This is a genomic window from Listeria sp. ILCC792 (genome assembly GCF_900186135.1).
GTDB classification, from domain to species: domain Bacteria; phylum Bacillota; class Bacilli; order Lactobacillales; family Listeriaceae; genus Listeria; species Listeria goaensis.
This window is the reverse complement of sequence record NZ_FYBO01000013.1, coordinates 33332-59420: the sequence shown is the minus strand read 5'-3', so window position 1 is coordinate 59420 and position 26089 is coordinate 33332. Positions and strand designations below refer to the sequence as shown.

Here is a 26089-nt window from a genome sequence, read left to right as displayed (position 1 = left end):
GACTGGCGGTTGCTTTAAATCGCTAGTCTGAATGATTCTATCACATATTTGGGAGGAGCTTTAGGATGAGCGAACAAAACAAAGAATTAACGAGAATTAAAATATTAGAACCGTTAAGTCCCAACCGTTCAACGGCAATTATTAACGGGGAAACAAGCGGCATTTTAAACTGGAATGATATTCCTTATCCATCTTTTTACCGGGCGTATAAGGAACTTTCAACAAACTACTGGATTCCAGATGAAGTGGATATGAAAGGTGATGCAAAGCAGTATCCGGAATTATCAGAAGAAGAACGCTATGCTTTTGATGCGATTATCGGTTTACTAGCAACACTTGACTCGCCGCAAACGCGTTTCATTTATAACATTGCAGAATATGTAACCGATCCGGCTGTTCATGCGAATGCTGCCATTATTGCGCAACAAGAAGTGATTCACAATGAAAGCTATTCTTATGTGCTTGCATCGATTACAAATTTACAGGAGCAAAATCGGGTGTTTGAACTAGCGCGGACGCATCCGACAATCATTAAACGCAATGAGCCAATCATGGAAGCATACCATGACTTTATGCAAAATAAATCGGGCGAAACAATTGTTAAAGCGCTCATCCAGTCTTCTATTTTAGAAGGTATCAATTTCTATAGCGGTTTCGCTTATTTCTATAATCTTGTTCGTCAAAATAAAATGACGGGCACAGGTAAAATCATTAGCTTCATCAACCGCGACGAGCTCGCTCATTCCAAATTTATTTCAGAAGTGATTCGAGCGATTTTAGGGGAAAATCCAGAGTTACTGACAGATGAACTGATTGAGTATACAAACAATGCCTTTAAACATGCGGTAGAACTTGAATCCGAATGGTCCAAAGAAGTACTTCAAGGAATTGAAGGTATCGATGTAGAGGAAATGGTCGACTACGTAAAATACCGGGCGAACAAAATGCTTGGTATGCTAGGCATGGACGAACTTTATCCGGGTTACAGCGACAATACGATGACTTGGATTAAAGCTTACGCAGATAACTTTACAGAAACGAAAACCGACTTTTTCGAAATGCGCAATTCAAGCTATAAAAAGACGAATATCGATAACGGATTTGACGATTTATGAGAATTCTCCTCGCGTATGATTCGTTAAGTGGCAATACGAAGCTTGTAGCAGATGAAATTACGGCCGAGCTTAGAACGCTTGGGCATGATGTTACGGCTTTCCGAGTTGCGGGAGACGCGAACTATCCACTTGACGAAAGCTACGACTTGTACATTTTAGGGGCATGGACAGTCGATTACGGGAGAACACCACCAGACATGAAAGATTTTATTTATGAGTTAGGAAAACCTAGCCATGTAGCATTGTTTGGGACGGGCGAAACACAGTGGGGCGTGGAAAATTTTTGTGGGGCTGTTGATAGAATGCAAAAATTCTTTGGAACGACCTATCCAACTTTAAAAATTGAACAAATGCCTCATACGGAAAAAGACAGACAAGCGATTAAAAAATATGTCCAACAAGTTTTGGATAAAAGGAGTGAAACACTTTGACGAGTATTGAGATTAAATCATTAGAAGAATTTCAAAAACATATGGCTAGTAATGAGTTAGTATATGTGGACTTTTGGAAAGATAACTGCCCAAATTGTAAAATGTTAGATCTTTCTTTCCAAGAATTTAAAAACTCTGATCATGCTGAAAAAGTAAAAGTATTAAAAGTTAAATTAGAAGAAATGGGCGAAAACTTCTTTTTCGATCAAGATATTCGCCAAACACCTACACTCGTTTTATATCGCAGCGGCGAAGAAGTGACTCGCTTAAACGGCTTTATTCCACCTAATAAAATTGAAGAAGCCCTTGTTGCAGAGGCTTAATCATACAAAACCTTCCTTATATAAGGAAGGTTTTTTGGAAGGAGATAACATGCAAGAATTACAAAATGAAATTACAGCTTTTCTAAAGGAGAAAAATTGGGCGGATCAGTACGCCTATAAAAAAGATTTGGCGCTGTCGATTTCAATTGAAGCGGCAGAACTGTTAGAATGTTTTCAGTGGAAATCTTCAGACGAAGCTATAGCTATAAATCGTGAAGAAATTTTAGAAGAAGTGGCAGATGTGATGATTTACGCGCTGCAGCTTGTTGAAAGCTTAGGAGAAGACGGGGCGGAAGTCATTAGAAGAAAGCTCGAAATCAATCGACGACGGTCATGAAAAAAGCCGCGTAATGTCTGACAAAATCAGGCGATTACGCGGCTTTATATGTCAACGGAAAGAATAACTTCTCGAACGACGTTTTTTCGCTTTCATAAAGAGTAAAATACTCATGATGATGAACAAAAGGCAAATGAGAAACACGAAAAAACCAATTAAACCTGAAATGCTAAATGAAACAGCGACACCGACAATTCCGAGGATAAGTAAAATAAGTGCTGTAATTTTCACGTACAAGCTCCTTTCAAAAAAATCTCGTACATTCATTATAACGAAAAGCGAACCAAATTTTAAGAGGGAAAAGAGAAAAAATTTTTAAAGAAAAAGGGTTGGGGGAGCATAGGTTCGCATTTTTTGAGATTAGTCAAGACTGCAAATAGAATTCTTTTTTTGATATAGTGAAGTAGAATATGTTACAGGGGGAGTAAGGAATGAACTTTAATGAGTATCAGGAAAAAGCGAGCAGAACGGCGGCTCACCACGAGCAGGCGCTCACCAATTATGGCTTAGGGATTGCTGGTGAGGCTGGTGAAGTGACGGAAATTATTAAGAAATACGCCTTTCATGGTCATGATTTGGATAAAGAGAAGCTTACGAAGGAACTTGGCGATGTTCTTTGGTATGTTTCACAAATCGCAAAATGGGCGGATATTCAAATGGAAGATGTCGCGCATGCTAACATTGATAAATTACAAAGACGATACCCCAATGGCTTTGACCGCGAAAGAAGTAAACTTAATATTTAAGGGAAAATGGAGATGGGATTGTGGATTTTTTTCGCAATCCTATTTTTTGTGACGCGATTGAGAAAGCGCTCTATAAAGAAAAGTTAAGTGTAAAACAGATGACAAGACACTTAAAGTTAGCTTTTTTCTGAAATACCGCTTATAATGTGAAAGAAGTAATAAAAGACTAAGAGAAAAAAAGGGGTATTTTCGCATGAAAGAGTATTTTATTGATCGTTCTTACAAAGCATCAATGGGCATTGCAAATGCCGTGTTAGTCACACTGGGTATGGGCTTATTGCTCCAAACAATTGGAAATTTAACTAATCTCGATTTCCTTGTTAAAATTGGTGCAATCGGAAAAAACATGTTAATTCCAGGACTTGGAATTGGTATCGCGATATGTTTACGAGCGAATACACTCGTTGTCATTAGCGCTGCTGCCTCCGCTGTCATTGGAGGTGGCGGTATTTTGGCGCTTGAAAACGGGAGCTTTGCCATCGCTGGTGGTGAACCAGTTGGGGCCATTTTAGCCGTTCTCGTTGCCGTATGGGCAGGAAAGCGCGTTACCGGCAAGACGAAGTTTGATATGATTGTCATTCCAGCTGTTTCTCTGTTAGCAGGAGGGCTCTCAGGGCTTCTTTTTGCAAAAATTATGACGCCAATTTTAGTGACCGCAAGCGGATTCATAACGACACTCGTGTCTGGTTCGCCCGTCATTTCGTCCATGGTCATCGCGGCCGTTTTTGGCTTGCTCATTTTAAGTCCAGCGTCGTCCGCTGCGCTCGCCATTGCACTGCAATTAGATCCAACAGCAAGTGCTGCCGCATTAATTGGCTGTAGCGTTCAATTCGCTTCATTTGCCATTTTAAGTTTTCGCGACAACAATTGGGGCGGCTTTTTTGCCCAGCTCATCATTACACCAAAACTTCAAACGGCAAATATTATTCGCAAACCAAGTTTAATGTTGATACCGCTCCTAACCGCCCTTGTGGCTGGCCCAATCGGCGTCCTCGTTTTCAACTTGCAAGCTACCGCAGAAATTGCCGGCATGGGCTTATGCGCGTTTGTTGCCCCGCTATACCTCATTGCTAATTACGGAATCGAAACATTCCTAGCGTTTGTCCTCGTAGCGGTCATTTTCCCAGCAGTCGTAGCGCTCATCGTTCGTCCGATTTTACTACGAAATGAAAAACTTCGAACAGGCGATTTGAAAATCGAGTTAGAATAAGTTCGCAATATAAAACCCCCTATACATTTCGTATAGGGGGTTTTACCGATGAGTTGTCTTGCCACTCACCTGATGGCCGGTTTGCCCGATGTTTCTGTTTAAACATTTTCACTTGAGATAAAAATAACGGTTAGACTTTGATCACGCAAGTAGAGAAGTGGAGCCTTACTAATTGGAAATTACAATTAGTTGGGAAAAAAGTTAATTTTCCTGTTCCCTGACTCTTGACCGAATGATTAACATCATAAGGTAGCTACTTAACGCTTCGCCATCTTTTTTAATATACGATACTGTATTCACCTGCTTCAAAATCAAATTGAAGCGGTTGACGTAACGAAAATCCGTTTCTCAAGTCGTTTTCGAATTGAACTTTGGTCTTAGTCGCGGCTATTCACCATCGCCTTCCTCCTGCATCCAAGTTCGAAACACCATCCATCAGACGTTACCGGCATATGACAAAGCTGAAAAAATCAGCTTGTACACACACGTTTTTTACGTAGAAGCGATTTTATGCGATGTGTGCGTAATGAATTAAAAAATCTTTCATTCGCAACGCCTCTCTTTCTTTTGTTACTATATTATATCCGTTTCTCCTGTTTGTAAACGCTTTATAAGCAAAATAAGCCGAAAGATTGCTTTTTGGGAAAAATTGGCATTAAAGTGCGCCTTACGGACTATTATTTATACGGAAAAAGATTGACAGCAAGGTGAAATTCGATTATGATAAGTATCAATGAGAATGATTATCACTCTCGAAATCTAAGTGGAAAAAGGGGTAGGAAAATGAAAAAAGTTTTATTTAGTATGCTCGTTATTCTTACGCTTGCTCTTGCCGCGTGCGGTGCCAGCGATTCAGATAAAGCAGATTCAAAAGCAAATGAGGCCAAAACCATTACATATAAATCGGAAAACGGGGACATAAAAGTGCCTGCTAATCCAAAACGCGTTGTCATTTTAACTGGTTATACTGGGGATTTAATTCAACTTGGGGTCCCAATTGTGGGCGCGGATTCTTACAGTTTCGCGAATCCAAATTTTAAAGAAGGATTAAAAAATGCGAAAGAAATTTCTGAGGAAAACGTAGAGGACATTATTGCTCTAAAACCAGATTTAATTATTGGAGCGAGTACTTCGAAAAACCAAGATAAACTAAAAAAAATTGCGCCACTTGTGACTTTCACGTACGGTAAAAATGATTATTTAGAGCAACATATTGAAATTGGTAAAGTAGTAAACAAGGAAAAAGAAGCGACTGACTGGGCGGCGGATTTTGAAAAGCGTGCGGAAGCAGCCGGCCAAGAAATTAAAGATAAAATTGGCGCGGATACAACAATTTCCGTAGCTGAAAACTTTGATAAGCAACTCTATGTGTTTGGCGACAACTGGGGACGTGGCACGGAAATTTTATATCAAGCGATGAAACTCAAAATGCCGCAAACTGTAAAAGATGCCGCACTAAAAGCTGGCTACTATGCAGTTTCTCCTGAAGAACTCGGAAAATATACCGGCGATTATATGGTGCTTAGCAAAACAGAAGGTCAGGATGCCTCTTTCATGAACACAACAACGTACAAAGAGATTCCAGCTGTTAAAAATAATCACGTTTTACAAGTGAAAGCCAATGAATTCTACTTTAACGATGCATTGACGCTAGAATTCCAATTAAAAACATTTCAAGATTACTTTTAGGAAAATAGAAAAGGTGGGTTCACATGTCCTTCAAAATGCCGATTTGGTCCAGATTTATACTCGTACTGCTTTTACTAATTGGCGCATTTGGCCTTGCCTTATCTTTTGGCTCCGTCCATTACTCGTTCGGATTTCTCTTTGATGGCTTTTTTAATGGGCAACACCAAAAAGAAATCACAACCTTATATGAACTTAGATTGCCGCGTAACATCGCGGCAATTCTGATTGGTGCGGCACTCGGGGTGTCCGGAAGTATCATGCAAGCGGTCACACGAAATCCGCTAGCCGACCCCGGGCTTCTAGGCGTTTCAGCAGGGGGCAATTTAAGTTTAGCGCTCGTCATTGCGTTCATGCCAACCCTAGCTTTCCCCGGAAAAATGCTCGCGTCTTTTCTCGGAGCTGCGCTCGGAACACTTTTTGTTTTAGCGATTAGCAAGCAGGGGAACATTTATAAAATCGTCCTCGCAGGTGCGGCGATTTCAGCGTTTCTTACGGCGATTTCGAGTGCGGTAAGTATTCTGTTTAAAACTTCCAAAGAAATGAATATGTGGACGTCCGGAGGCCTTGTAGGAACGACTTTTCATGAGATGATTTTAATTGCTCCGGTCATTCTCTTGGCGCTTCTTGTGACGCTGTTTTTTTCAAAACAAATCGGAATCCTAACGATGAGCGATGAAGTTGCTGTTGGGCTAGGCATTTCGGTTGATCGCATGCGGCTACTCCTGTTTTTATTTGTCGCGATTTTAACCGGCGCATCTGTTGCGTTAATCGGCGAAGTAGCTTTTGTTGGTTTAATCGTCCCGCATTTCGCGCGTTTTATTGTGGGCGTGAATTATAAATACATATTGCCAATGTCAGCACTTGTTGGCGCACTATTTTTGCTGATTGCAGATACGCTAAGCCGCTCGCTTAATCCGCCTTTTGAAATTCCAATTGTGGCGATTTTATCCGTCATCGGCTTGCCGTTCTTTATTTACATCGTGAGAGGGGGACTAAAAGGATGAAAAAATCCCGTTTTATCATCATTTTTTGTACCGGACTTATCCTCCTAATCTTAACCGCTCTGTTCAATTTAACAGTAGGCACCGAGGCGTTGCCATTTTCACGCGTCCTTGCTGTTTTAACAGGCCAAGGCGAAATGCTCGAGAATTTCGTTCTATTCGATTTACGACTGCCAAGACTGCTTATCGTTCTTTTCGGCGGCATGGCACTTGTCTTGTCTGGGAGCCTGCTCCAAACATTAATGAAAAATGACTTGGCTGATCCAGGAATCATCGGAGTCAATTCTGGTGCAGGTGTGGGTGTCGCGATATTTTTCCTATTCATGCCATTTGGAGCTGCGAGCATCAATTTGATGTTGCCACTCGCAGGCGTCATTGGCGGACTCGTCACCGCGCTACTCATCATCGTCTTGTCGCGCAATAATCCGCAATATCTTATCCTAAACGGAATCGGTTTTTCCTTCGCAATGAGCGGCCTCATGGTCGTCCTCATGTCTTCTGCGAACCGCGAAAAAGTAGATTTCCTAGCCAAATGGCTGTCTGGCTCAATTTGGGGCGTCGACTGGCCGTATGTCTGGCTTATGCTCGCCATGCTCGTCCTTTTCGTGCCGCTACTCTTTTTATACAGCCATAAATTAGACCTTTTAACTTTGGATGAAAACACGATAATTAACTTAGGCTTACGGGCAGGCATTTGGCGCATTCTCTTCATCGGAATAGCCGTCGTTTTTGCTGCCGTAACCGTATCAATTACAGGTGCGATTACTTTCCTCGGCTTGATTGGTCCGCATATCGCGAAATCACTAGTCGGCCCAAAACACCGTTTCTTCATGCCTGTTGCTATGCTCATCGGTGCGGAACTATTTTTAATCGCAGACACCATCGCGAAACCATTTGATTTACCAGCCGGTATCATTGTTTCCATCATCGGCAGCCCATATTTTATCTATCTATTATTTAAAAAGTAAAGATTTCAAGAAATGAATCGACTAAAGACCTCAAAATCCGGATTTTGAGGTCTTTTTTTGTAGTAAAGTTCGAAAAACAGACACATTATAATATCTTCCTGAATGGTATACTAAAAAAGCAGATAACAAGTCAGAAGGGATGGAGATGATGAGTCGGATTGCGATTGCCGAAGTGGAGGATTTTCTAGAAAAACTGAAGAAGTCCAATACGGAGGCGAGTAGGTGGCTAACGGACTTTCAAAAAGCGGTGATTGCCTATACGAATGAATCCCGCGTGTCAGGAGAAGCCGTCGACCGGTCGAAAGCGTATTATGAAGTAAGTTACGTGCCGCTTGTGGAAACGGTTCTACAAGCGATGACGATGAGCGAGGAGCTCCTCGCGCAGTACATACAAGATTTTTATAGTCAAGTGGACGCCACGCCAGATATGTTCATCAATGCCGAGCGGTTACAAGACGTCATGGAGGACGTGCGGCGATTAGAGCGGGAAAAAGAGCGCATTACGCAGTCGATGAGCGGTGGCATGGGCACGACGCGGCAAGGTCAGCACCTACAGTATTCGATGCGACTTTACGAAGCCATCGAGGCTGAAAAAGTGCTGGAGAAATACATCGCGTTTGAACAAAGCCACACGACTTTTTTCGCCCCGTTTAGCTGCGGTGCAACGAGCGGTGGAGGCGCTGCAAAATCAGGTGCAATTCAACGCAGAAACCGGCCTGTACAGTGTCGCGAAAACCTTTGCGCCAGCGATGAAAAGTTTACAGAAATCGCTGAATGAAGCACGCGGGATTGATCCGAAACTCGACGCCCAGTTGGAAGAGTACCTCCTCTTCAAGGTGGCGTACAAAGATTCCAGTGGAAAAGAACAAGCGATGTGGATTTTGGAGAAAGACGGGGTACGTGTCCCGAACAGCGAACTCGAAGCGTATTTAAAACGAACCGCTGACTACCAAGATAAGGATAAATATACTATACTAACGTTAGAAGAGTTAAACGAGAAAATCATGAAAGCCTGGCAAGATAAGACGTATTACATGGACGGAAAAGTGTATTCAGGCGCGGCAGGGAGCATCTTACAAGCTTCTGCGTATGTGGAGGACTGGGAAGGCCAACTAGCCGAATCCGGCATTATGTCGGCGTTATCAGGCGTAGGCCTAGGCGCTGCGATAGCTCGTGGGAGTAAGGCGTATAAGGGTGGTAGTGGGGCTGCAAAAGCTTCCCAAGTTTTCAACAAAAATATAACTGTAGATAGTATTAAAAAAAATACAGGGGCTTTCAAAGGGAAAACAGCAGATGAAATTGCAGAGTCAATGAGAAAATCGGGATATGATGTAGTTGTAGAGGAATCGTCCAAGTCACAAACAGGAGCTATGATTATCAAAGTGAAGAATGCATCTGAGAAAGAAGGAAGAAATATTTCGCAGGTACAGGTTTCACCAGGTGGAGGAAGACATGGGGATTTACCATATACTAAAATTAGTACAACAAGTGCAGATGTGGGTAAGATAAAAATTGTATATGGAGAAGAGTCTTTGTATATCTCGAATGGCGAAAAAAATGTAACAGTTGTTTTTGAAGGAGGAAGATAAAAATGATAGATATTAATGCGCCGATTGTTCCATATGAAAGTATAGGAGGAATAAAGCTATATAGTACTATTAAAGAGTTGAAAGAGATTGTTACTGGAAAGAATGTTGAAGTACAGGTGTTTAACAAAGTACGGATTATCTATACTATAGGTGATTCGTTAAAACTGTTTTTTGATCTATTGACAGGAAAGCTTTTTAAAATTGTGACGCTGGCAGGATACAAAGGGGCTCTTTTTGGCGAAATAAAAGTAGGTATGAAAAGTGAAGAATTTTTAAAGATAGAGCCGTCTTTTGTATATGACGACTTTGAGGAAGTGTATGAAACTGAAAAGGGAGTATATATTGAAACCGAGGCACGGAATGATACAGTAAGATGGATATCTATTTTTGTAAAAGAACTAGGAACGGAGGCATTTAAAAAAGGTGAATGGTAGACGTATTATATTAACAAGATTGTAATAATAAGAAATTAATCTTAATTAAATCAAAAAATAGAACTTTCACTTTCCCCTCTCGGAAAGAGATAGTGGGTTATAAAAGCTTTCCAAATTATTTTTGAAGGGAGACAAGTGAAATGATAGATGTAAATGCACCCATCATTCCATATGAAAGTATGGGGGGAGTAAAGCTATATAGTACTATCAAAGATGTGAAAGAGATAATAACTGGAAAAAATGTGGAAACAAAGGTATTTCACAATACATGGATTGTTTATAGTATAGACGATTCATTGGAATTATTTTTTGATCTATTGACAGGAAAGCTTTTTAAAATTGTAACGCTTGGAGGATATAAAGGAACTCTTTTTGGTAAAATAAAGGTAGGGATGAAGAGCGAGGAGTTTTTAAAGATAGAATCATCTTTCGTGTATGATGATTTTGAAGAAATATATGAAACTAAAAAAGGAGTATATATTGAAACTGAGGTTGTGAATGATACGGCAAAATGGATATCCATTTTTGTAAAAGAAATTGATAGTGAAAGTTTTCGTTTAGGGGAATGGTAAGACAAATCGAGAAAGGGAGCTGTTAATTTAGCTCCCTTTTAATACTATTCATCCGAATTAATCTCATCCAAATAATTCTCAAAAATGTCATCTAAGACAGTTAAAAGTACTTCCTTACTTTGCCTGTATGCGAGCTCATGCTTATCTGTGAACGCTGTATGATTATGGGAGTGTAAAGTATGTGGACGTCTAAACCTGGTAAAAAAAGTAGTTTTTAAGAGGAGCTAAAAACATGCAATGGATTATTTTAATTGGCGATGAGAACTTTAATCTTGAGGTAGTAAAGGCAATTAAATATGATAAGAAAAATAAAATGGCGGATGTAGATAGAAATAGAATCGTTGTAGACTTTGGAGAAGAACATATTTTTTATGATTATGTTGAAAATCTATTGGAAGAGTATGAAGAGGAGGAGAATAAAAATATTCCCTATAGTCACCCATATTTTATTATACTAACCTATTCTTCAGTCTCATTACTAAAGCAAATTTTTTCACAAAAGAATTTTTTGAATGATATTTATGTGGATGATGATTATGGGAGGATTATGAAAATCGAAAAATTTAAAGACGTTTTATGTAATAGTTGATGGATTCGTATAAATATGTTGCAAGCAGGGAGTTATTGATTTAATTGTTACAATAACTAAAAAAGAGAAACAAATCCTAACACAGGAAATGTTTCTCTTTTTTCACAGATTTTATTCTGCATTTGTGACAGAAAAAATGCCAATTGGTTACATCAAGTGACTTTGAAAACGAGCTATCCCACAATGGTGGTTACAATTCTTTAATAGTTGGACTAAAAAAAAGAAGCAAATCCTAATGCAGAAAATGCTTCTCTTTTTTTCAATCTATTTCTCTATCCGCCATTTTTAGTGGAAGTTCTCTTTACAAAAAATACGCCATAATAATATCGTCCACATATTCCCCGTTTATTAGAAATTCCTTCTCCAAGCGTCCTTCCACGTGAAAGTCATTTTTCGTATAGAACGAAATCGCTTTTTCATTTTTGGAAAGGACACGCAATTGGAGTTTGGTGTAACCTTCTTTTTTGGCATTTTCTTTTAGGAAGGTCATCAATTGGCTGGCGATGCCTTGTTTTTGGTAGTCTGGGTGCACGGCGATGTCGAGTGTTGCGACATGTTTGTTTGATGGCAGTGGAATCGGAGAGTGGTAGCCGAGAATGCCGACAACTTGGTCCCCGTTAACTGCCACAAATTTGTCGCCAGCAGGGTTTTTCGCTAAGTAATCAGCGGGGGAGTCAAAATGAATTTCGCTAGGTGTAGTCCCGGGTGTCCAAACTAAATGTTCCAGCGCCATCATTGACGCAGCATCTTCTTTTTTTGAATGTCTAATTTCCAAATTTTGTCACCTTCTAATTTAATTTTTTAGCATAAGAAAAAGATTTTCTTAAGGTTTTGATAAGCCCATCATTCGAGTAAAGCAGCACGTTTCCTTTGTAAAGCTTGAGCGTAAGGAAGAAAGCGAGCGCTGTTGTGAGTATTAAAATACCGAGTGAAATGAAAATGCCCGTGTTCGAAACAGAAAGTAAATCCATGCGCGCAAGCATCATCATCGGTGAGAACATCGGAATGTAGGAGCCGATAATCACGAGAATGTTGTCTGGCACGTTGCTCGCCGCAATCGAACCCCAATAGCCGAGAATCGAGAGCATCGTAAGCGGATAAATAAACTGTGCGACCGTCTCGACGTTTGGTACCATCGACCCGACCATCGCGGATAAAATAATATAAAGCAGTAAACCAAACAAAATAAAGAGCAAGTTTAGGATTAAATAGTAGGTTGGGAATGCCGCTAATTGATCTAAAATGTTTTGCACAACATCCGTGTTTTTCATCACGAGCATAACAGAAACCGAAACCACAATGTAAAAGCCAATTTGCGTGAGAAGCATTAAAATAATCGCAGTGAGCTTAGCGAGCAAATGCGTTGTCGCAGAAACGCTCGACAAAATGACTTCCATGATGCGCGTCCCTTTTTCAGTTGCAATTTCAGACGCCACAATATTCGCGTAACTGACAACAAAAATAAAGATGACGAGGGTTAAAACTAAAATGGCGGCGCTCATCACTTCTTTTTGTTTATTCGTCAGCTGGTCAGTTGATTCAACATGATTTTTGACGGGCACAGGAGCAGTAATGTCTTGTAGCTGGGCTTCCGTAATCTTGTAATTTTCTGCCTTTGTAGCAACCTTTGCAGCAGTTAAGTCGGTCGTAATACGTGCAAGCACCTCTTGACCGGCCGTTTCTTCAGTAGTGTATACGGCTGAAACTTGCCCGTTTGTATCCGTAATCGTGAGATAGCCGTCTAGTTTGCCATTTGAAAGAGCCTTCTTCGCTGCGTCTTCCGTCTTAACATCGGTTTGTACTTTAAAATAATCCTTATCTTTTTGAAAAGCCGAAACAAAAGCTTCGTTATCACTTAAAACCGCAATTTTAGTCATATCATCACTATTAAAATAATCCATAATTTTTGGCAAGCCGACAATAAAAGCGGCGATTAAAATGGGAAACAACAGTGAAAAGAGAAAAGACTTCGTTTTGACGCGCCGCTTATAAACTTGCTTCGTGATGACCGAAAACTTACTCATTTTCTTCACCCGCTTTCCATTTGAAAATTTCTTCGAGCGTTGGCGGCTCCAAGCTAAACATTGGAATAAAGCCGTCTTTTGTCACATGTTCGAAAACCGCTTTTGCAAACGATTCATCGGCTAATTCAAGCTGTAAAATACCGTCGCGTTTCGCTTCGACGTGCTTAACACCAGGCAAAACCTGTAATTCTTCTTTTGAAAAAGGAGATTTTAAGCGAATCCTTTTACTTCCAAAACTAAGCTTCACCGAATCCGTATCACCGTGTAAGACCGTTTTCCCTTTTTTCAGCATGATTAATGAATCGCAGAGTTCTTCGACATTTTCCATGCGATGACTTGAAAAAATAATGGCCGTCCCGCGCGCCTTCATTTCAAAAACAATGCTTTTAAGAATTTCAGCATTTACAGGATCAAGTCCACTAAAGGGTTCGTCTAAAATAAGCAATTTGGGGTTGTGTAAAACAGTGCTTATGAGCTGGATTTTTTGCTGATTTCCTTTAGACAATGTCTTCACCAAATCACTTTTCTTACCGACGACTTCTGCTCGTTCCAACCAGCGATCAATTTCTGGTAGAACATTTTTTTTGCTCATTCCTTTTAGTTCAGCAAAAAAAAGCAACTGGTCTTCAATTGTAACATTCGGATAAAGGCCACGCTCTTCAGGCAGGTAGCCAATTAAATTAGGATTTATTTTAGTAGTTGGTTGCCCGTCCCAAGTAATTTGCCCACTTGTTGCTTCTATAAAATGCAAAACAAGTCGGAAAGTCGTCGTTTTGCCGGCCCCGTTTTGGCCAATTAAACCAAGTATTTCGCCAGGTTCGATTTTAAAAGATAAGTCATCAACAGCTATCTTCTGACCAAATTGTTTTGTAACATGCTGTAATTCGAGTGACATTTGCTCTCCTCCTTTTTTTCTACACATTCTATTCTACCAAAAAAATGCAGAATTGCTTGCGTAAATTTACGGATAATGTAAATTTTTTCCTTTTATAGTGAAAAGATTGATTTAAAAATGAGCGAATAATTCGATATGATAACAGTAGCTCAAAATATTTTTATTTTTTTAAAGAAGAAGGTAGCTGTATGAGGATAAAATTAACTTTCGTTGCAGACGAAATTTATGCAGAATTAAAAAAAGATATTTTGAACCATAAGTTCAAGCGAGAAGAAAAGATTTCAGTGGAATACGTCATGCGCAGATTCAATGTTTGCCGACCTTTTGCGATGGATGCACTTGAAAATTTAGTGGAAACTGGCTTGCTTAGCTTTGATTACAAGATACTTACAACTGACTATGCAGATTTTCGCCTAATATCAAGGCTAAAAATGACTTTTTATAATTTAAATTATGCTGTTCAAAAATTAGAAGAAAAAGATGTTCCCGTTTGTTTTGATTGTTTAAAACAGGAACTTATGAAAACTAAACTAGCTGTTCGCGAACAAAATTTTGATGTTCTAACAAGTGGAATCCGTAATTTTTACGGCTGCATGATTGAGCATACAGAAATGCCCAGTCTAGAAAAAAATACGGATTATTTAATTGCTCTTTTAATCTCTTTAGAAAAGGAAGATAGGCAGGCGTTTTTTAATGTGCAAGCACGCGGCATAATCGACTACTTGGACACGCTGATTGATTCACTCGATAAGCGAGAATTTGAAAAATGTCATCAAACGCTCAATCAATTTTATGTGCATAACGTAAATTTACTTTTTGGTTCATAAAAAATAGTTTGGAACAAAATTTAACGTTGTTCCAAACTATTTTTTTAATTTCCCATCTTAAAATCGTCATTCGTCAATTCGAATTCCCCTTTTAAGCCGGATGTAATATAGACTTTTTTATCTTTGCTTACAAAAATGGCTTCTACACCATCGTGCGATTCAATGAATTTAAGTCCTTCTTTAATGCCTTTTGAGAAAGCTGCAGAGGAGAGGCCATCACCAGTAATTGATTTTTTACTAATAATGGAAACACCCGCAATATCATTATCGAACGGATAACCCGTTTTAGGATCAAATAAATGGTGGTATTTTTTGCCATCTACTTCTAAATAGCGCTCGTAAATCCCGGAAGTAACAATCGATTTATTTTGTTCAGGCACTTTGCCGAGAATCGTATTGCGCGGGGAGAAGGGGTCTTGAATCCCAACATTCCAATCGCCACCTTTAGGACTTTCTCCTTGAAGTAAAATATTTCCGCCTAAATCAATGATGGCCGTTGTGACGCCATTTTCTTTAAACACTTTTCCAACTTCATCAGCGATAAACCCTTTGGCGATACCACCTAAATCAAGTTCCATACCTTTTTCTTTTAAATAAACCGTTTTATCGTCCTCATTTAGTTCCACATTTTTATAGTTGATAAGCGGTAATTTAGCATCGATTTCGCTTTGAGACGGCTTTCTCGCGTCTGGAAAACCAATATGCCAAAGAGAAGTAATCGGGCCAATTGTAATATCTTTCGTACCACTTGTTTGATCACTATATTTAATGCCTTCTTTTATGAGGTAGAAAATATCATCATCAACTTTAACGGGTGCAACACCGCTTTGTTCGTTGATTTTATCAATTTCAGATGCTCTTTCTTGTTCATCATTTACATCAATTTTATTTGCGAGTTCGCGAACGCGGTCAAATCCTTTATCTAAAACAGCTTCTTTTCCATCATCATATATTGTAAGCGTTACAACGGTCCCCATCAGGAACTCCGTTTTCGTGTACGGATTAGAAGCTAAATGGCGCTCTGCTTGACTCGTTTCGCTTTTTGCCTCTTTCGGAGCTTCCCCGCAACTAGACAAGAGAAGAACTGAGCAAGTCGCAATACTAACAAGCAATCTTCTTTTTTTCATTATGTCACCTCGAATTTTTTCCTACGCTATTAATGTAACTTGTTAAACAAATGAAGTCAATAAGGCTAGTGGACTACTTTTTAATCCGGAAATAACCCCGTTCATAAATAAAAGTCGCAAGGAAAATCGTCCCCAAACCAAGTAAGCACCCAGCGAGAACATCACTCGGATAATGGACCGATAAGTACACCCGAGAAATCATCACCAGTATCACGAAAAAGCCAAATAGAAGTGGCACAATAACCTTACTGCTTTTTTTCTTTAGGTAAAAAAGAATAAGTAAGATGGCTAAAAACCCGTAGAAAGTCGTGGAGCCTGTCGCATGACCACTCGGGAAACTGTAGCCGGAAATAGGAATTAGCGGTTCATCTGGCCGCGGACGTAAAGTGATATGTTTAAAAATTTGTGGCAGCAAAAGCTCACCGAAAAAAAATGTCGCACCCGTCCAGACCGCAATTTTCACGCCTAATTTGCGCCACACAATGATAACCGTAATAAGAGAGAAAATAATCATAGCTACAGTGCCACCAAATTGTGTAAGTATTGTAAAGAATTGGGTTTTTACATCTGTCATGTTTCCTTGAACAAGAGGGATAAGCGCATCATCCAGCTTTGAGATGAAAGAGAGTTGAAACATCACACCAATCCATAGAAAAAGAAAAAGTAAGTAGCAAATAATACTAATCATTAAAAACGAATATTTTTGAGTAGCTTTGTTAGCCATCATATTCACCTCGCCCTTTTTTGTTTTATAGTAAGAAAAAAGGATGAAAGAAAAATCTTTCATCCTTGATGAGCCATGATGGGCTCGAACCATCGACCCTCTGATTAAAAGTCAGATGCTCTACCAACTGAGCTAATGGCTCAAAAATGGCTGGGCTAGCTGGATTCGAACCAGCGCATGACGGAATCAAAATCCGTTGCCTTACCGCTTGGCTATAGCCCATTACTGGTGGAGGAGAGTGGATTCGAACCACTGAACCCTAAGGAACGGATTTACAGTCCGTCGCGTTTAGCCACTTCGCTACTCCTCCAAATATTAAGATGCCGACTGCAGGAATTGAACCCGCAACCTACTGATTACGATTCAGTTGCTCTACCAGATTGAGCTAAGTCGGCGTAAGCACATCTGAACGTTGAGGCAACACATATCAGTCTCTTTTAAAATTTCAGATGTAAACACAACTTCCATTAAAAGTTACTTCATCATAATATAACATTTTCTTAAATAAAGCTAGTTTTAAGAAATAAGTATTACGATGACCCGTACGGGATTCGAACCCGTGTTACCGCCGTGAAAGGGCGGTGTCTTAACCGCTTGACCAACGGGCCAAAAATAAAAAGTAATTTTACAGCCAAAATCTATTATATAAACACTTTATAGATTTGTAAATACCTAAAATAAAGTTTCACTTTTCTGAAAATAAAAATGCGTTTTCTTATTGAAAAGAGGGTATTAATCTATAAATTTGATTGCAATATGGGCACTTTATTAGGAAGAATAAAAAAACTCGTTACTTCTATGGCTAGCTATGCTATAATTTGTCATATTGTTTTTTGCTTATTTTAAATTAAACTAAAAAAGGTAGGGAATATCATGGCTTCGCCTCTTAAAAGATTATTAATTGGGCGCCCGCTTAAAAGTTCAGAAGCAGGGGAACAAAAATTAGGGAAATTAAAAGCACTCGCAGTTTTATCATCAGATGCACTTTCATCTATTGCTTATGGGACAGAACAAATTTTGCTTGTTCTTGTTACCGTCAGTGCAGCGGCAATGTGGTATTCACTTCCAATCGCACTTTGTGTACTTATCTTATTACTAGCGTTAAATTTATCCTACAAACAAATCATTTATTCCTACCCTCACGGGGGCGGGGCGTATGTTGTTTCAAGAGAAAATTTAGGAAAAAATGCTGGCTTAGTGGCCGGAGGTTCACTCCTTGTCGATTATATGTTAACGGTCGCTGTAAGTGTATCTTCTGGTACCGATGCAATCATATCGGCAATCCCTTCTTTATTTCCTTTTGCGGTTCCAATTGCTATTGTATTAGTCATTATCGTGACAATCATTAATTTACGTGGGATTACAGAATCCGCGAGCATATTAGCAATTCCCGTTTACTTATTTGTTTTTTCTATTGTCGTTTTAATATTTACGGGACTATTTAAACTAATAATGGGTGTTGATGCCACTCACGAAACAGCATCCGTCGGGACACACGTTCAAGGTGTTACCGTATTCTTGTTACTACGAGCTTTTGCATCAGGTTCTGCCTCTTTGACAGGCATCGAAGCCATTTCAAATGCAGTACCTCTATTTAAAAAGCCGCAAGCTAAAAATGCAGCGAAGACTTTGACGATTATGGCTTCATTATTAGGTTTTTTCTTTTTAGGAATTACCTTGCTTGCCTTTATGTACGGAACAGTACCCGAACTTAAGGTGACAGTGCTATCTCAAATTGCTGAAAATGTTTTCGGACGTAATTTCATGTTTTACTTTATTCAAGCAACTACTGCGCTCATTTTAGTACTCGCAGCAAACACCGGTTTTTCAGCTTTCCCGCTGCTTGCTTTTAATTTGGCTAAGGATAAATACATGCCAAGAATGTATTTAGCGCGTGGCGATCGTTTAGGTTATTCGAACGGGATTATCACGCTTGCAGTTGGCTCCATCGTGTTGATTATTTTATTTAAAGGAAAAACTGAATTACTTGTGCCATTATATTCTGTCGGGGTGTTTATTCCGTTTACATTATCGCAATCGGGCATGATTGTAAAATGGTGGAAAGAAAAGTCTGAAGGTTGGAAGAAAAAACTTGCAGCGAATCTGCTCGGAGCAGTCATTTCATTTACTGTTTTAATTGTGCTCTTTCTAACACGAATTGAATCTGTTTGGCCGGTTTTCATTTTCTTGCCAATCATGATTTATGTATTCCACAGGACGAGAAGGCATTATGTGAAGCTTGGTCCGCAACTTAGAGTCGATGAGTCGATGGATCTTGATATGCCTGACTTTAAAGGAAATGCCGTTATTATTGCAGTTTCAGATACGACAAGAGTTGTAGAAGGGGCATTAAAATATGCGAAATCAATTGGAGACACAGTCATAGCGGTTCATGTATCTGTGGACCGTGTACAAGGGAAGGAGTTTGTTGAAAGGTGGAATCGGGTTCATCCCGAAGTTAGAATTGCCCACTTATATTCAACATATAGGTCCATCTCCGAACCGCTGATGAAGTTTATTGATACCGCAAAACAAAAAGCGGATCAGGATAATTATTCATTAACTGTGCTCATTCCGCAGTTTATTCCTAAAAAAGGCTGGGAGAATGTTCTGCATAATCAGACAAGCCTTATGATACGAACGAAGCTTATGATGAAACGCGATGTCGTTGTTGCTACGTATCCATACCATTTGAAGGAATAGTTTTTCTTCGGGGGAAAGAAAAAGTAATTTGTGGAACAGCTATAGAATAACAACTTCTTTTGGCTTTGTAAAAAGCAGGAAATCCCGTTTTTAAAATGAAATTCGTTCGAAAATCCTCTTTTTGTTAAGACAAAAAGAGGATTTTTTGTAGCCTTATATACAATGAAATACAAAATTGGGCATTTAGTAACAATTTGGTTTTACAAAAAGATAACAATTGTATCATTTTGATGTCGTAAACAAAGTTAGCTTGTAAGGAAGTTGAAAAGCGTGTTATTGTCCCATTTGTCGAAAAAAAAGCGCAAACTTGACAAATTTGTGACGTTTTGAAAAACCCTTGAAAAATGCCATTTATCGGAGTATACTAAAGTTGTAAGTGAGAGATTTTCACAAAGTTATGAAAGTAGGGGTGCGTTGAATGTCGGAACAGGATATTAGATATTTTGTATTACCAGCTTGTATCATTTTTATTCTTGGTATTGCGGCTATGAATAGCGTGGCTTCCCCGCTACTAAACTTTTTTATTGTGGCACTCATCTCATGTATAGCAGGCGTTATTATAGGTACAACGCATCAGTTGTGTAAACTTGTCGCAGAAAACGTGCGTACATATCGCGCGAAAGAGTCACCCAAGAAGAAAATGGGGACACAGTACAACAAGGCCTAACGGATTACTTTTGCCTGAATACTTCGGTTTGTAGAAAAATTATAAGATAAATTAAAGTCAGATTGCTGTTAAAAGTTATTTATCAGTAGTCTGATATTTTTTATTTTCTTGTCCTAATCGGAAAAAATGATACAATTAAAGTACAAGATTTGAATTGGAAGGGGATTTTGATGGCCACATTAGCAGATGTCGCAAAAAAAGCGAATGTCTCAAAAATGACAGTTTCGCGCGTTATCAATCATCCTGATCAAGTTTCTGATGAATTAAAAACCCTTGTTTTTAAAGCGATGAAAGAGCTTGACTACGTACCTAACTTTGCTGCAAGAGCACTTGTACAAAACCGGACGCAGGTGATAAAATTTTTGATTTTAGAAGAAATTGATACGGTTGAGCCATACTACATGAATTTACTGACGGGGATTAGCAGGGAGTTAGATAAGCATTTTTATTCCTTACAGCTCGTTACACGAAAATCCAAAAATATCGGTTCTTACGATGGCTTGATTGTGACAGGTATTCGAAACGAGGATTTTGATTTAGGCGTGTTAGATATTGAAAAGCCTGTCATTTTGTATGGGGAAAATACGCGTGGTTATGATTTTATCGATGTGGATAATAAAAAAGGAACGCGACTTGCAACGGAACATGTTATCAATTTAGGCTTTAAACGTATCGTTTTTTTAGGGATTGATTTATTAGAAGAACAATTTATGGTTTCACGTTTGGCGGGGTTTGAAGAAACGATGCGCCGGCATGGGCTCACTCCAGAATCCTATTTTTTAAAAAACAGTTCACGTGTGGCAGAGCAGAAAGGGATTGATTTGCTCCGCTACAACTCCAATGATATTGCGTATGTTTGCGCTTCTGACCGAATTGCAATCGGAGTCGTTCGAGCAGGACTGAGTTTTGGACGGAAATTTGGTGAGAATTTTGCGGTCACTGGTTTTGACGGTGTTTTCTTAGATCGTATTTCTTCGCCGCATATTACGACTGTTCAATCGCCTGTTATTGAGATGGGGGAGGAACTGGCGCGCATGCTTCTTCGGAAAATAAATGACGCCGGAGCTCCTCAAGATAATATCTTATTCGAACCGCAATTAATCGTCCGCGGTTCAACTACCGGGGCAGAACAATCTTTCTACTAGGCTATTTAATGCTCTTAACGTTTAGTTCTCGAGCTAGAGGTTAAGAGTATTTTTTTGTTTAAAAATGTGAATTTACTCTGGCTACTATTAATAAGCTTTTAGAATATCTCATGTGATTTTAAGTAAAGTCAAAGCGCGTTATCAATTTTATTCTTTATAATGAAGTTATCTAAAATAGAGGATTTAGCAGTTAAACTTCGGCAACTAAATATAGGAGGCAAATAAACCGGATGAAAAAAAGATATTATCTTGGATTAGTATTTTTTTGCACAACGAGTTTAGTAGCCCTTCCAATTGCGAATCAAGTTTCCGCGGAGACATCTCATGCAGAAAATATAATTCAGACTACGAGCGAAACTGAAAAAACTAATCTTCTAGAAAACACTGAATTTATGAATACAACAGGGTGGACAGGTTGGCGAAAAGAAGGGGAAGACAAGGTAAAACAAAGCTTTATTGGTATTAACTTTAACCAAGACGGCTCTATGAAAATGATTCCAGAAACATTGCGAAAGGATGGGGTTTATGAAAATCATCATTTGCAGCAAACTTTTGAGACAGAGCCAGGAAAAGTATATGAATTAAAGGCTGACGCCGAGAATATAAATATTCAATTTGTCGATGGTGGAATTTATGCACCCAATACGACGCCAACTATTATTCCACAAGAAACGAAAGACGGTAAAATTCAATTTAGAGCTATGTCGGAAGAAACAACGATTAATATCACTACTGAAGGGACAGGGAGCTCATTGGAAGGTACGGTATCAAATTTAAGTGTAACCCGAGCAGACGTGGCGCCTATAACTGTCAATCCGGTGAATAGCAGTAGTACTGAAATAACTGGAACTGGTGAACCAGGTGAAACGGTGATACTCACACCAGCACCTAGCTCTAAAGAAACCTTTTCAAGTGAATATGCAGAAATGGAGTCATGGCAAAAATCAAGTCAATCGGAAGCGAGAGCAACCGTTGATGAAAGTGGTCATTTTTCGATGATGCTACCATCGAAACTCCCGGCAAATTTTAGCTTTTATGTTAATTATGCAGCGTTTAGTGATGATGGAAGTGTTACCCCGCTAGATGTAAATGGCGATGGTTCGGTTGAGACATCTCCTCTAGTGACGGTTATTCAAAACGAAGCCCCTGTTATTTCAGGTGTAGAGGATGAAACAGTAGCTTCTGGAAGCGAAATCAACTTGAAAGAGAATGTGACAGCTTATGATAAAGAAGATGGTGATTTGACGGACAAAATTGAGATTAGCGAAGCTGTCGATACCTCAAAAGCAGGAGATTATGTCGTCCAATATAAAGTCTCAGATAATGATAAGAATGTGACAACGGCAACGAGTGAAGTTCATGTTGTAGATTCGGCTCAGGCGGATAAAGAAGGTTCTAAGCCAGAAGAGGTAACCGAAGAGAATTCGAAAAAGCAAGCGACCTATTCCAGTGAAAATACAAGCCCAAATAATGAAAGCCCCCTAAGTGATAGCGATGCGCAGGAGGAAACAAACCTTACATTACCTCAAACGGGTGACGACAAGGAAGGCGCTTATGTTTTGGCAGGAGCTGCATTTGTCTACGGTGCGTGGAAGCTTTCTAGAAGAAAATTATAGTATACGAAATACGCCTACCTTTTATTTAAAAAGTTAGGTGTATTTTTTTGTTACCGTTAACGAGGAAAAAAAGATTGCGAGCGGTTACATTGTTTGCTAACGTTGGGGTAGAAAATAAAAAGGAGGACGTATTAGTGGAAAAAGCTGCAATTTATCATCAACCGGCAAGTCACTATGCATTTAGTTATGATGGTTTTGATTTACATATCCGCATTCGGGCAAAAAAGGACGATATTAAAAAGGTTACGCTAATTTGTGCAGATCCGTATGATTATGAAAACGAGAAATGGATGAGCGAGCGCCTTGAAATGAAAAAAATCGCCACGACGGAAGAGCACGACTATTTTGCTTTTGTATTAAAACCGGAGCGTAGACGTGTGCAATATGGTTTTATTCTAGAGGATTTCGAAGGAGATACAATATTTTACGGCGGACGTGGTTTTTTTGAAGATACGCTCGTTAATTTGAACACGATGGACTATTATTTTAAATTTCCATTCATTCATGAGGTGGATACTTTTAAAGCGCCGGAGTGGGTTAAAAACACTATCTGGTACCAAATTTTCCCAGAACGGTTTGCAAACGGAGAGCCAAGTTTATCACCAGAAAATGCACTTCCTTGGGGCAGTAAGGACCCAAGCACGACCGACTTTTTTGGCGGTGATTTAGTGGGGATAATCGAGCACTTAGATTATTTGGAAAATCTCGGAATTAACGGGATTTATATGACGCCGATTTTTGAGGCGCCTACGAATCACAAGTACGATACACTCGACTATATGAAAATTGATCCGCATTTTGGCGATAAAGAAACGTTCAGAAAGCTTGTTGATGAAGCGCATAAACGCGGGATAAAAGTGATGCTTGATGCTGTCTTTAACCACATTGGGGATACGAGTGAAATGTGGCAAGATGTCGTTCAAAATGAGGAGAAATCGCGCTATAAAGACTGGTTCCACGTGCATAGTTTTCCAGTTCGTTACGGAGAAAATGGGAATGTGGAGAATGCGACGTCGATTTCATATGATACCTTCGCCTTTACTACACACATGCCAAAATTAAATACGAGTCATCCAGACGTGCAAAAATACTTACTTGATATTGCGGCTTACTGGATTCGTGAGTTTGATATTGACGGCTGGCGCCTTGATGTTGCGAACGAAGTCGACCATGCTTTTTGGAAAAAATTCCGCCAAGTGGTGCGAAACGAAAAAGAAGATGTGTATATTTTAGGTGAAATTTGGCATGATTCGTGGATTTGGTTACTTGGCGATGAATTTGATGCGGTGATGAACTATCCGTTCACACAAACAATTATTGAAAACTTTATTGAAAATAAAATTTCGCCTGAGAAGATGGTTGCAAGTATTAATGAGCAATATATGCGCTATCCGAAACAAGTGAGCGAAGTCATGTTTAATATGCTTGACAGTCATGATACGGCGCGAATTTTAACGCGAGCAGATGGAAATAAAGATAAAGTAAAACAGGCACTTGCGTTCATGTTTGCCCACACAGGTTCACCGTGCATTTATTACGGAACGGAAATCGGCATGGACGGCGCGAACGATCCGCTGTGCAGAAAATGTATGGTTTGGGAAGAAGCGCAACAAGATTTAGAGATGTTGGCCTTTACAAAACGGTTAATTGCGATTCGAAAAGAGTATCAAGCACTCATTTCACGCGGCGAACTGATTTGGGATATTAGTCGTGTTCAGGAAGGCTTGGTTATTTTTAAACGCGAACTAGACGGAGAAGCGCTCACCTTTATTTTTAACCAAGCAAAAGAAGAGAAAGCAGTGCGCGTGGAAGCGGGCGTTGACGTTTTTCACGATGAGAAGTTGGGTGCGGAAGTTATCGTGCCAAAAGAAGGTTTCCGGATTGTGAAATAGGAAGCAGGTTTTGGAAACGAGTTTGCGTATTTTTCACAAATAAGTTTCCGAAATTCTGTTATCGGTAACATGAAAATTTGTGTTGAAAACGTTTTCTTGAAGAGGATATAATACATGTAAGGTTAACCTAGTTTTACAAAGAAGCGTCAAACTGATTTTTTAAATTTGAGGAGGAAAAGGTAATGGATTTGAAAAAGAAACTTGGTGTTTTAGGACTGGCAACTGGTCTTGTTCTAAGTCTAGCAGCATGTGGCGGGGGAGCATCTGATGATAAAGCAAGTGGTGGGGATACGAAAACATTAACTGTTTCAGTTGATAGCGGCTACAAAAAATATATAGACTCGATAAAAGGCGATTTTGAGAAAGAAAATGATGCGAAAATCAAAATTGTTGAAAAAGATATGTTTGAACAATTAGAGGCGCTGCCACTTGATGGGCCAGCTGGAACGGCACCAGACGTTATGATGTCTGCTTATGACCGAATCGGGGGACTTGGACAACAAGGGCACTTGGCGGAAGTGAAACTAGGAAATAAAGATCAATATGATGAAAAAGATGCAAAACAAGTCACAATAGACGGAAAAATATACGGAGCACCAGCGATTATTGAAACGGTTGTGCTTTATTATAATAAAGACTTGTTAGATAAGGCGCCTGAAACATTTGGCGATTTAGAAAACATCTCGAAAGACGCGCGATTTGATTTTAGTTCAGAAAAAGGTAAAAATATTGGTTTCTTAGCGAAATGGACTGATTTCTACTTCTCTTATGGACTTTTAGCTGGATACGGTGGCTATGTTTTTGGTGATGATGGTACGAATCCACAAGATATTGGTTTAAATAATAAAGGCTCTGTAGAAGGTATTACTTACGCTACGAAATGGTTCCAAGATGTATGGCCAAAAGGAATGCAAGATAATAAGAGTGCCGATGACTTTATTCAAGACCAATTTGTTAAAGGGAAAACAGCGGCAATCATTGGTGGTCCTTGGTCGGCAGCAAACTACAAAGAAGCGAAATTAAATTACGGGGTTGCTAAAATTCCAACGCTTCCAAATGGCAAAGAATACTCGCCGTTTGCAGGTGGTAAAGGCTGGGTGATTAGCAACTACTCGAAAAACAAAGATTTAGCACAAAAATTCTTAGATTATGTAACAAATGAAAAAAATCAATCTACACTTTATGATTTAACAAATGAAGTACCAGCAAATACTGCGGCAAGAAAAGCTGCTCTTGATAAAAATGATGAATTAACCAATGCAGTTATCGAACAATATGAAAATGCGCAACCTATGCCAAATATTCCAGAGATGGCTGAAGTTTGGACAGGGGCAGAAAACTTAATGTTTGATGCAGCTTCTGGCAAGAAAACACCTCAAAAATCAGCAGATGATGCTGTAAAAGTAATTGAAGATAACATTTCACAAAAATACACGAAATAAAATGACGTCTGGGAAAGCTGCCA

27 protein-coding genes and 5 tRNA genes are annotated in these 26089 nt (G+C 39.4%); 21 read left to right on the top strand and 11 right to left on the bottom strand.

Annotated features, from left to right (window positions below; all coding sequences use genetic code 11):
* Positions 1–65 precede the first annotated feature (65 nt).
* Genes CFS60_RS12285 through CFS60_RS12270 form a run of 4 tightly spaced genes read left to right on the top strand, consistent with a single transcriptional unit; the run spans position 66 to position 2206 of the window.
* Positions 66–1115, top strand: a complete 1050-nt coding sequence (locus CFS60_RS12285; protein ID WP_088811064.1) for a ribonucleotide-diphosphate reductase subunit beta — start codon at positions 66–68, stop codon at positions 1113–1115.
* On the top strand, positions 1112–1546 hold the full coding sequence (locus tag CFS60_RS12280) for a flavodoxin (protein ID WP_088811063.1): 435 nt from the start codon (positions 1112–1114) through the stop codon (positions 1544–1546). The genes CFS60_RS12285 and CFS60_RS12280 overlap by 4 nt, the downstream gene beginning before the upstream one ends.
* Positions 1543–1869, top strand: a complete 327-nt coding sequence (locus CFS60_RS12275) for a thioredoxin family protein (protein WP_088811062.1) — start codon at positions 1543–1545, stop codon at positions 1867–1869. The genes CFS60_RS12280 and CFS60_RS12275 overlap by 4 nt, the downstream gene beginning before the upstream one ends.
* Positions 1870–1918: 49 nt before the next feature.
* Positions 1919–2206: a nucleotide pyrophosphohydrolase gene (locus CFS60_RS12270; protein ID WP_088811075.1), complete on the top strand. Its 288-nt coding sequence runs from the start codon at positions 1919–1921 to the stop codon at positions 2204–2206.
* A gap of 51 nt (positions 2207–2257) precedes the next feature.
* Here the strand turns inward: CFS60_RS12270 and CFS60_RS12265 are convergent, their stop codons facing one another.
* Complete coding sequence (locus CFS60_RS12265) at positions 2258–2437, bottom strand: hypothetical protein (protein WP_088811061.1); 180 nt, start codon at positions 2435–2437, stop codon at positions 2258–2260.
* A gap of 200 nt (positions 2438–2637) precedes the next feature.
* Between CFS60_RS12265 and CFS60_RS12260 the strand changes: the two genes are divergently transcribed.
* From CFS60_RS12260 to CFS60_RS12215, 10 genes are all read left to right on the top strand, one after another.
* On the top strand, positions 2638–2952 hold the full coding sequence (locus tag CFS60_RS12260) for a nucleoside triphosphate pyrophosphohydrolase family protein (protein WP_088811060.1): 315 nt from the start codon (positions 2638–2640) through the stop codon (positions 2950–2952).
* 193 nt (positions 2953–3145) lie between these two features.
* On the top strand, positions 3146–4162 hold the full coding sequence (locus CFS60_RS12255) for a PTS transporter subunit IIC (protein WP_088811059.1): 1017 nt from the start codon (positions 3146–3148) through the stop codon (positions 4160–4162).
* A 783-nt stretch (positions 4163–4945) separates the two neighbouring features.
* Complete coding sequence (locus CFS60_RS12250; RefSeq protein WP_088839316.1) at positions 4946–5851, top strand: iron-hydroxamate ABC transporter substrate-binding protein; 906 nt, start codon at positions 4946–4948, stop codon at positions 5849–5851.
* 23 nt (positions 5852–5874) lie between these two features.
* Complete coding sequence (locus CFS60_RS12245) at positions 5875–6855, top strand: iron ABC transporter permease (protein WP_088839315.1); 981 nt, start codon at positions 5875–5877, stop codon at positions 6853–6855.
* Complete coding sequence (locus CFS60_RS12240; protein WP_088839314.1) at positions 6852–7820, top strand: iron ABC transporter permease; 969 nt, start codon at positions 6852–6854, stop codon at positions 7818–7820. Before CFS60_RS12245 ends, CFS60_RS12240 begins: the two co-directional genes overlap by 4 nt.
* Positions 7821–7965: 145 nt before the next feature.
* Entirely contained in the window at positions 7966–8598 is a 633-nt protein-coding gene (locus CFS60_RS12235; RefSeq protein ID WP_159458311.1) for a T7SS effector LXG polymorphic toxin, read from the top strand.
* Positions 8513–9409 (top strand): hypothetical protein, encoded by an 897-nt coding sequence (locus tag CFS60_RS12230; protein ID WP_159458310.1) that lies wholly within the window; start codon positions 8513–8515, stop codon positions 9407–9409. The genes CFS60_RS12235 and CFS60_RS12230 overlap by 86 nt, the downstream gene beginning before the upstream one ends.
* Before the next feature lie 2 nt (positions 9410–9411).
* Entirely contained in the window at positions 9412–9843 is a 432-nt protein-coding gene (locus CFS60_RS12225) for a hypothetical protein (protein WP_088810942.1), read from the top strand.
* A gap of 140 nt (positions 9844–9983) precedes the next feature.
* Entirely contained in the window at positions 9984–10415 is a 432-nt protein-coding gene (locus CFS60_RS12220) for a hypothetical protein (protein ID WP_088839311.1), read from the top strand.
* A gap of 232 nt (positions 10416–10647) precedes the next feature.
* Complete coding sequence (locus tag CFS60_RS12215) at positions 10648–11004, top strand: hypothetical protein (protein WP_088816398.1); 357 nt, start codon at positions 10648–10650, stop codon at positions 11002–11004.
* Positions 11005–11305: 301 nt separating this feature from the next.
* Here CFS60_RS12215 and CFS60_RS12210 read toward each other — a convergent pair whose 3' ends face one another.
* From CFS60_RS12210 to CFS60_RS12200, 3 genes are read right to left on the bottom strand one after another with little or no spacing between them, the layout of a single operon-like run.
* A complete protein-coding gene (locus tag CFS60_RS12210; protein WP_088825932.1) occupies positions 11306–11779 on the bottom strand; it encodes a GNAT family N-acetyltransferase in 474 nt (157 codons plus the stop codon).
* Between the two features lie 13 nt (positions 11780–11792).
* On the bottom strand, positions 11793–13028 hold the full coding sequence (locus CFS60_RS12205; RefSeq protein WP_088810946.1) for an ABC transporter permease: 1236 nt from the start codon (positions 13026–13028) through the stop codon (positions 11793–11795).
* Entirely contained in the window at positions 13021–13923 is a 903-nt protein-coding gene (locus tag CFS60_RS12200) for an ABC transporter ATP-binding protein (RefSeq protein ID WP_088839310.1), read from the bottom strand. Before CFS60_RS12200 ends, CFS60_RS12205 begins: the two co-directional genes overlap by 8 nt.
* 188 nt (positions 13924–14111) lie before the next feature.
* Between CFS60_RS12200 and CFS60_RS12195 the strand changes: the two genes are divergently transcribed.
* On the top strand, positions 14112–14750 hold the full coding sequence (locus tag CFS60_RS12195; protein ID WP_088839309.1) for a GntR family transcriptional regulator: 639 nt from the start codon (positions 14112–14114) through the stop codon (positions 14748–14750).
* Between the two features lie 44 nt (positions 14751–14794).
* Here the strand turns inward: CFS60_RS12195 and CFS60_RS12190 are convergent, their stop codons facing one another.
* From CFS60_RS12190 to CFS60_RS12160, 7 genes are all read right to left on the bottom strand, one after another.
* Positions 14795–15877 (bottom strand): FAD:protein FMN transferase, encoded by a 1083-nt coding sequence (locus tag CFS60_RS12190; protein WP_088810949.1) that lies wholly within the window; start codon positions 15875–15877, stop codon positions 14795–14797.
* Between the two features lie 73 nt (positions 15878–15950).
* Entirely contained in the window at positions 15951–16604 is a 654-nt protein-coding gene (locus CFS60_RS12185) for a phosphatase PAP2 family protein (RefSeq protein WP_159458309.1), read from the bottom strand.
* Positions 16605–16670: 66 nt separating this feature from the next.
* Positions 16671–16743 (bottom strand) — tRNA-Lys (locus CFS60_RS12180).
* Positions 16744–16748: 5 nt separating this feature from the next.
* Positions 16749–16823 (bottom strand) — tRNA-Gln (locus CFS60_RS12175).
* 4 nt (positions 16824–16827) lie between these two features.
* A tRNA-Tyr gene (locus CFS60_RS12170) sits at positions 16828–16911 on the bottom strand.
* A gap of 11 nt (positions 16912–16922) precedes the next feature.
* Positions 16923–16996 (bottom strand) — tRNA-Thr (locus CFS60_RS12165).
* Between the two features lie 141 nt (positions 16997–17137).
* Positions 17138–17209: transfer RNA gene (locus CFS60_RS12160), tRNA-Glu, on the bottom strand.
* A gap of 265 nt (positions 17210–17474) precedes the next feature.
* On the opposite strand from CFS60_RS12160, the gene CFS60_RS12155 reads away from it, so the two are divergent.
* From CFS60_RS12155 to CFS60_RS12130, 6 genes are all read left to right on the top strand, one after another.
* Positions 17475–19304 carry an APC family permease gene (locus CFS60_RS12155; RefSeq protein ID WP_088810951.1) on the top strand — a complete coding sequence of 610 codons (1830 nt, stop codon included), beginning with the start codon at positions 17475–17477 and terminating at the stop codon, positions 19302–19304.
* A 418-nt stretch (positions 19305–19722) separates the two neighbouring features.
* Complete coding sequence (locus tag CFS60_RS12150) at positions 19723–19971, top strand: hypothetical protein (RefSeq protein ID WP_088810952.1); 249 nt, start codon at positions 19723–19725, stop codon at positions 19969–19971.
* Between the two features lie 170 nt (positions 19972–20141).
* Positions 20142–21116: a LacI family DNA-binding transcriptional regulator gene (locus CFS60_RS12145; protein WP_088810953.1), complete on the top strand. Its 975-nt coding sequence runs from the start codon at positions 20142–20144 to the stop codon at positions 21114–21116.
* Positions 21117–21346: 230 nt separating this feature from the next.
* Positions 21347–22732: an immunoglobulin-like domain-containing protein gene (locus CFS60_RS14165; protein ID WP_088810954.1), complete on the top strand. Its 1386-nt coding sequence runs from the start codon at positions 21347–21349 to the stop codon at positions 22730–22732.
* A 134-nt stretch (positions 22733–22866) separates the two neighbouring features.
* Positions 22867–24624, top strand: coding sequence for a glycoside hydrolase family 13 protein (locus tag CFS60_RS12135; protein ID WP_088810955.1), 1758 nt, complete (start codon positions 22867–22869; stop codon positions 24622–24624).
* Between the two features lie 182 nt (positions 24625–24806).
* Complete coding sequence (locus CFS60_RS12130; protein ID WP_088810956.1) at positions 24807–26066, top strand: extracellular solute-binding protein; 1260 nt, start codon at positions 24807–24809, stop codon at positions 26064–26066.
* The last annotated feature ends 23 nt before the right edge of the window (positions 26067–26089 follow it).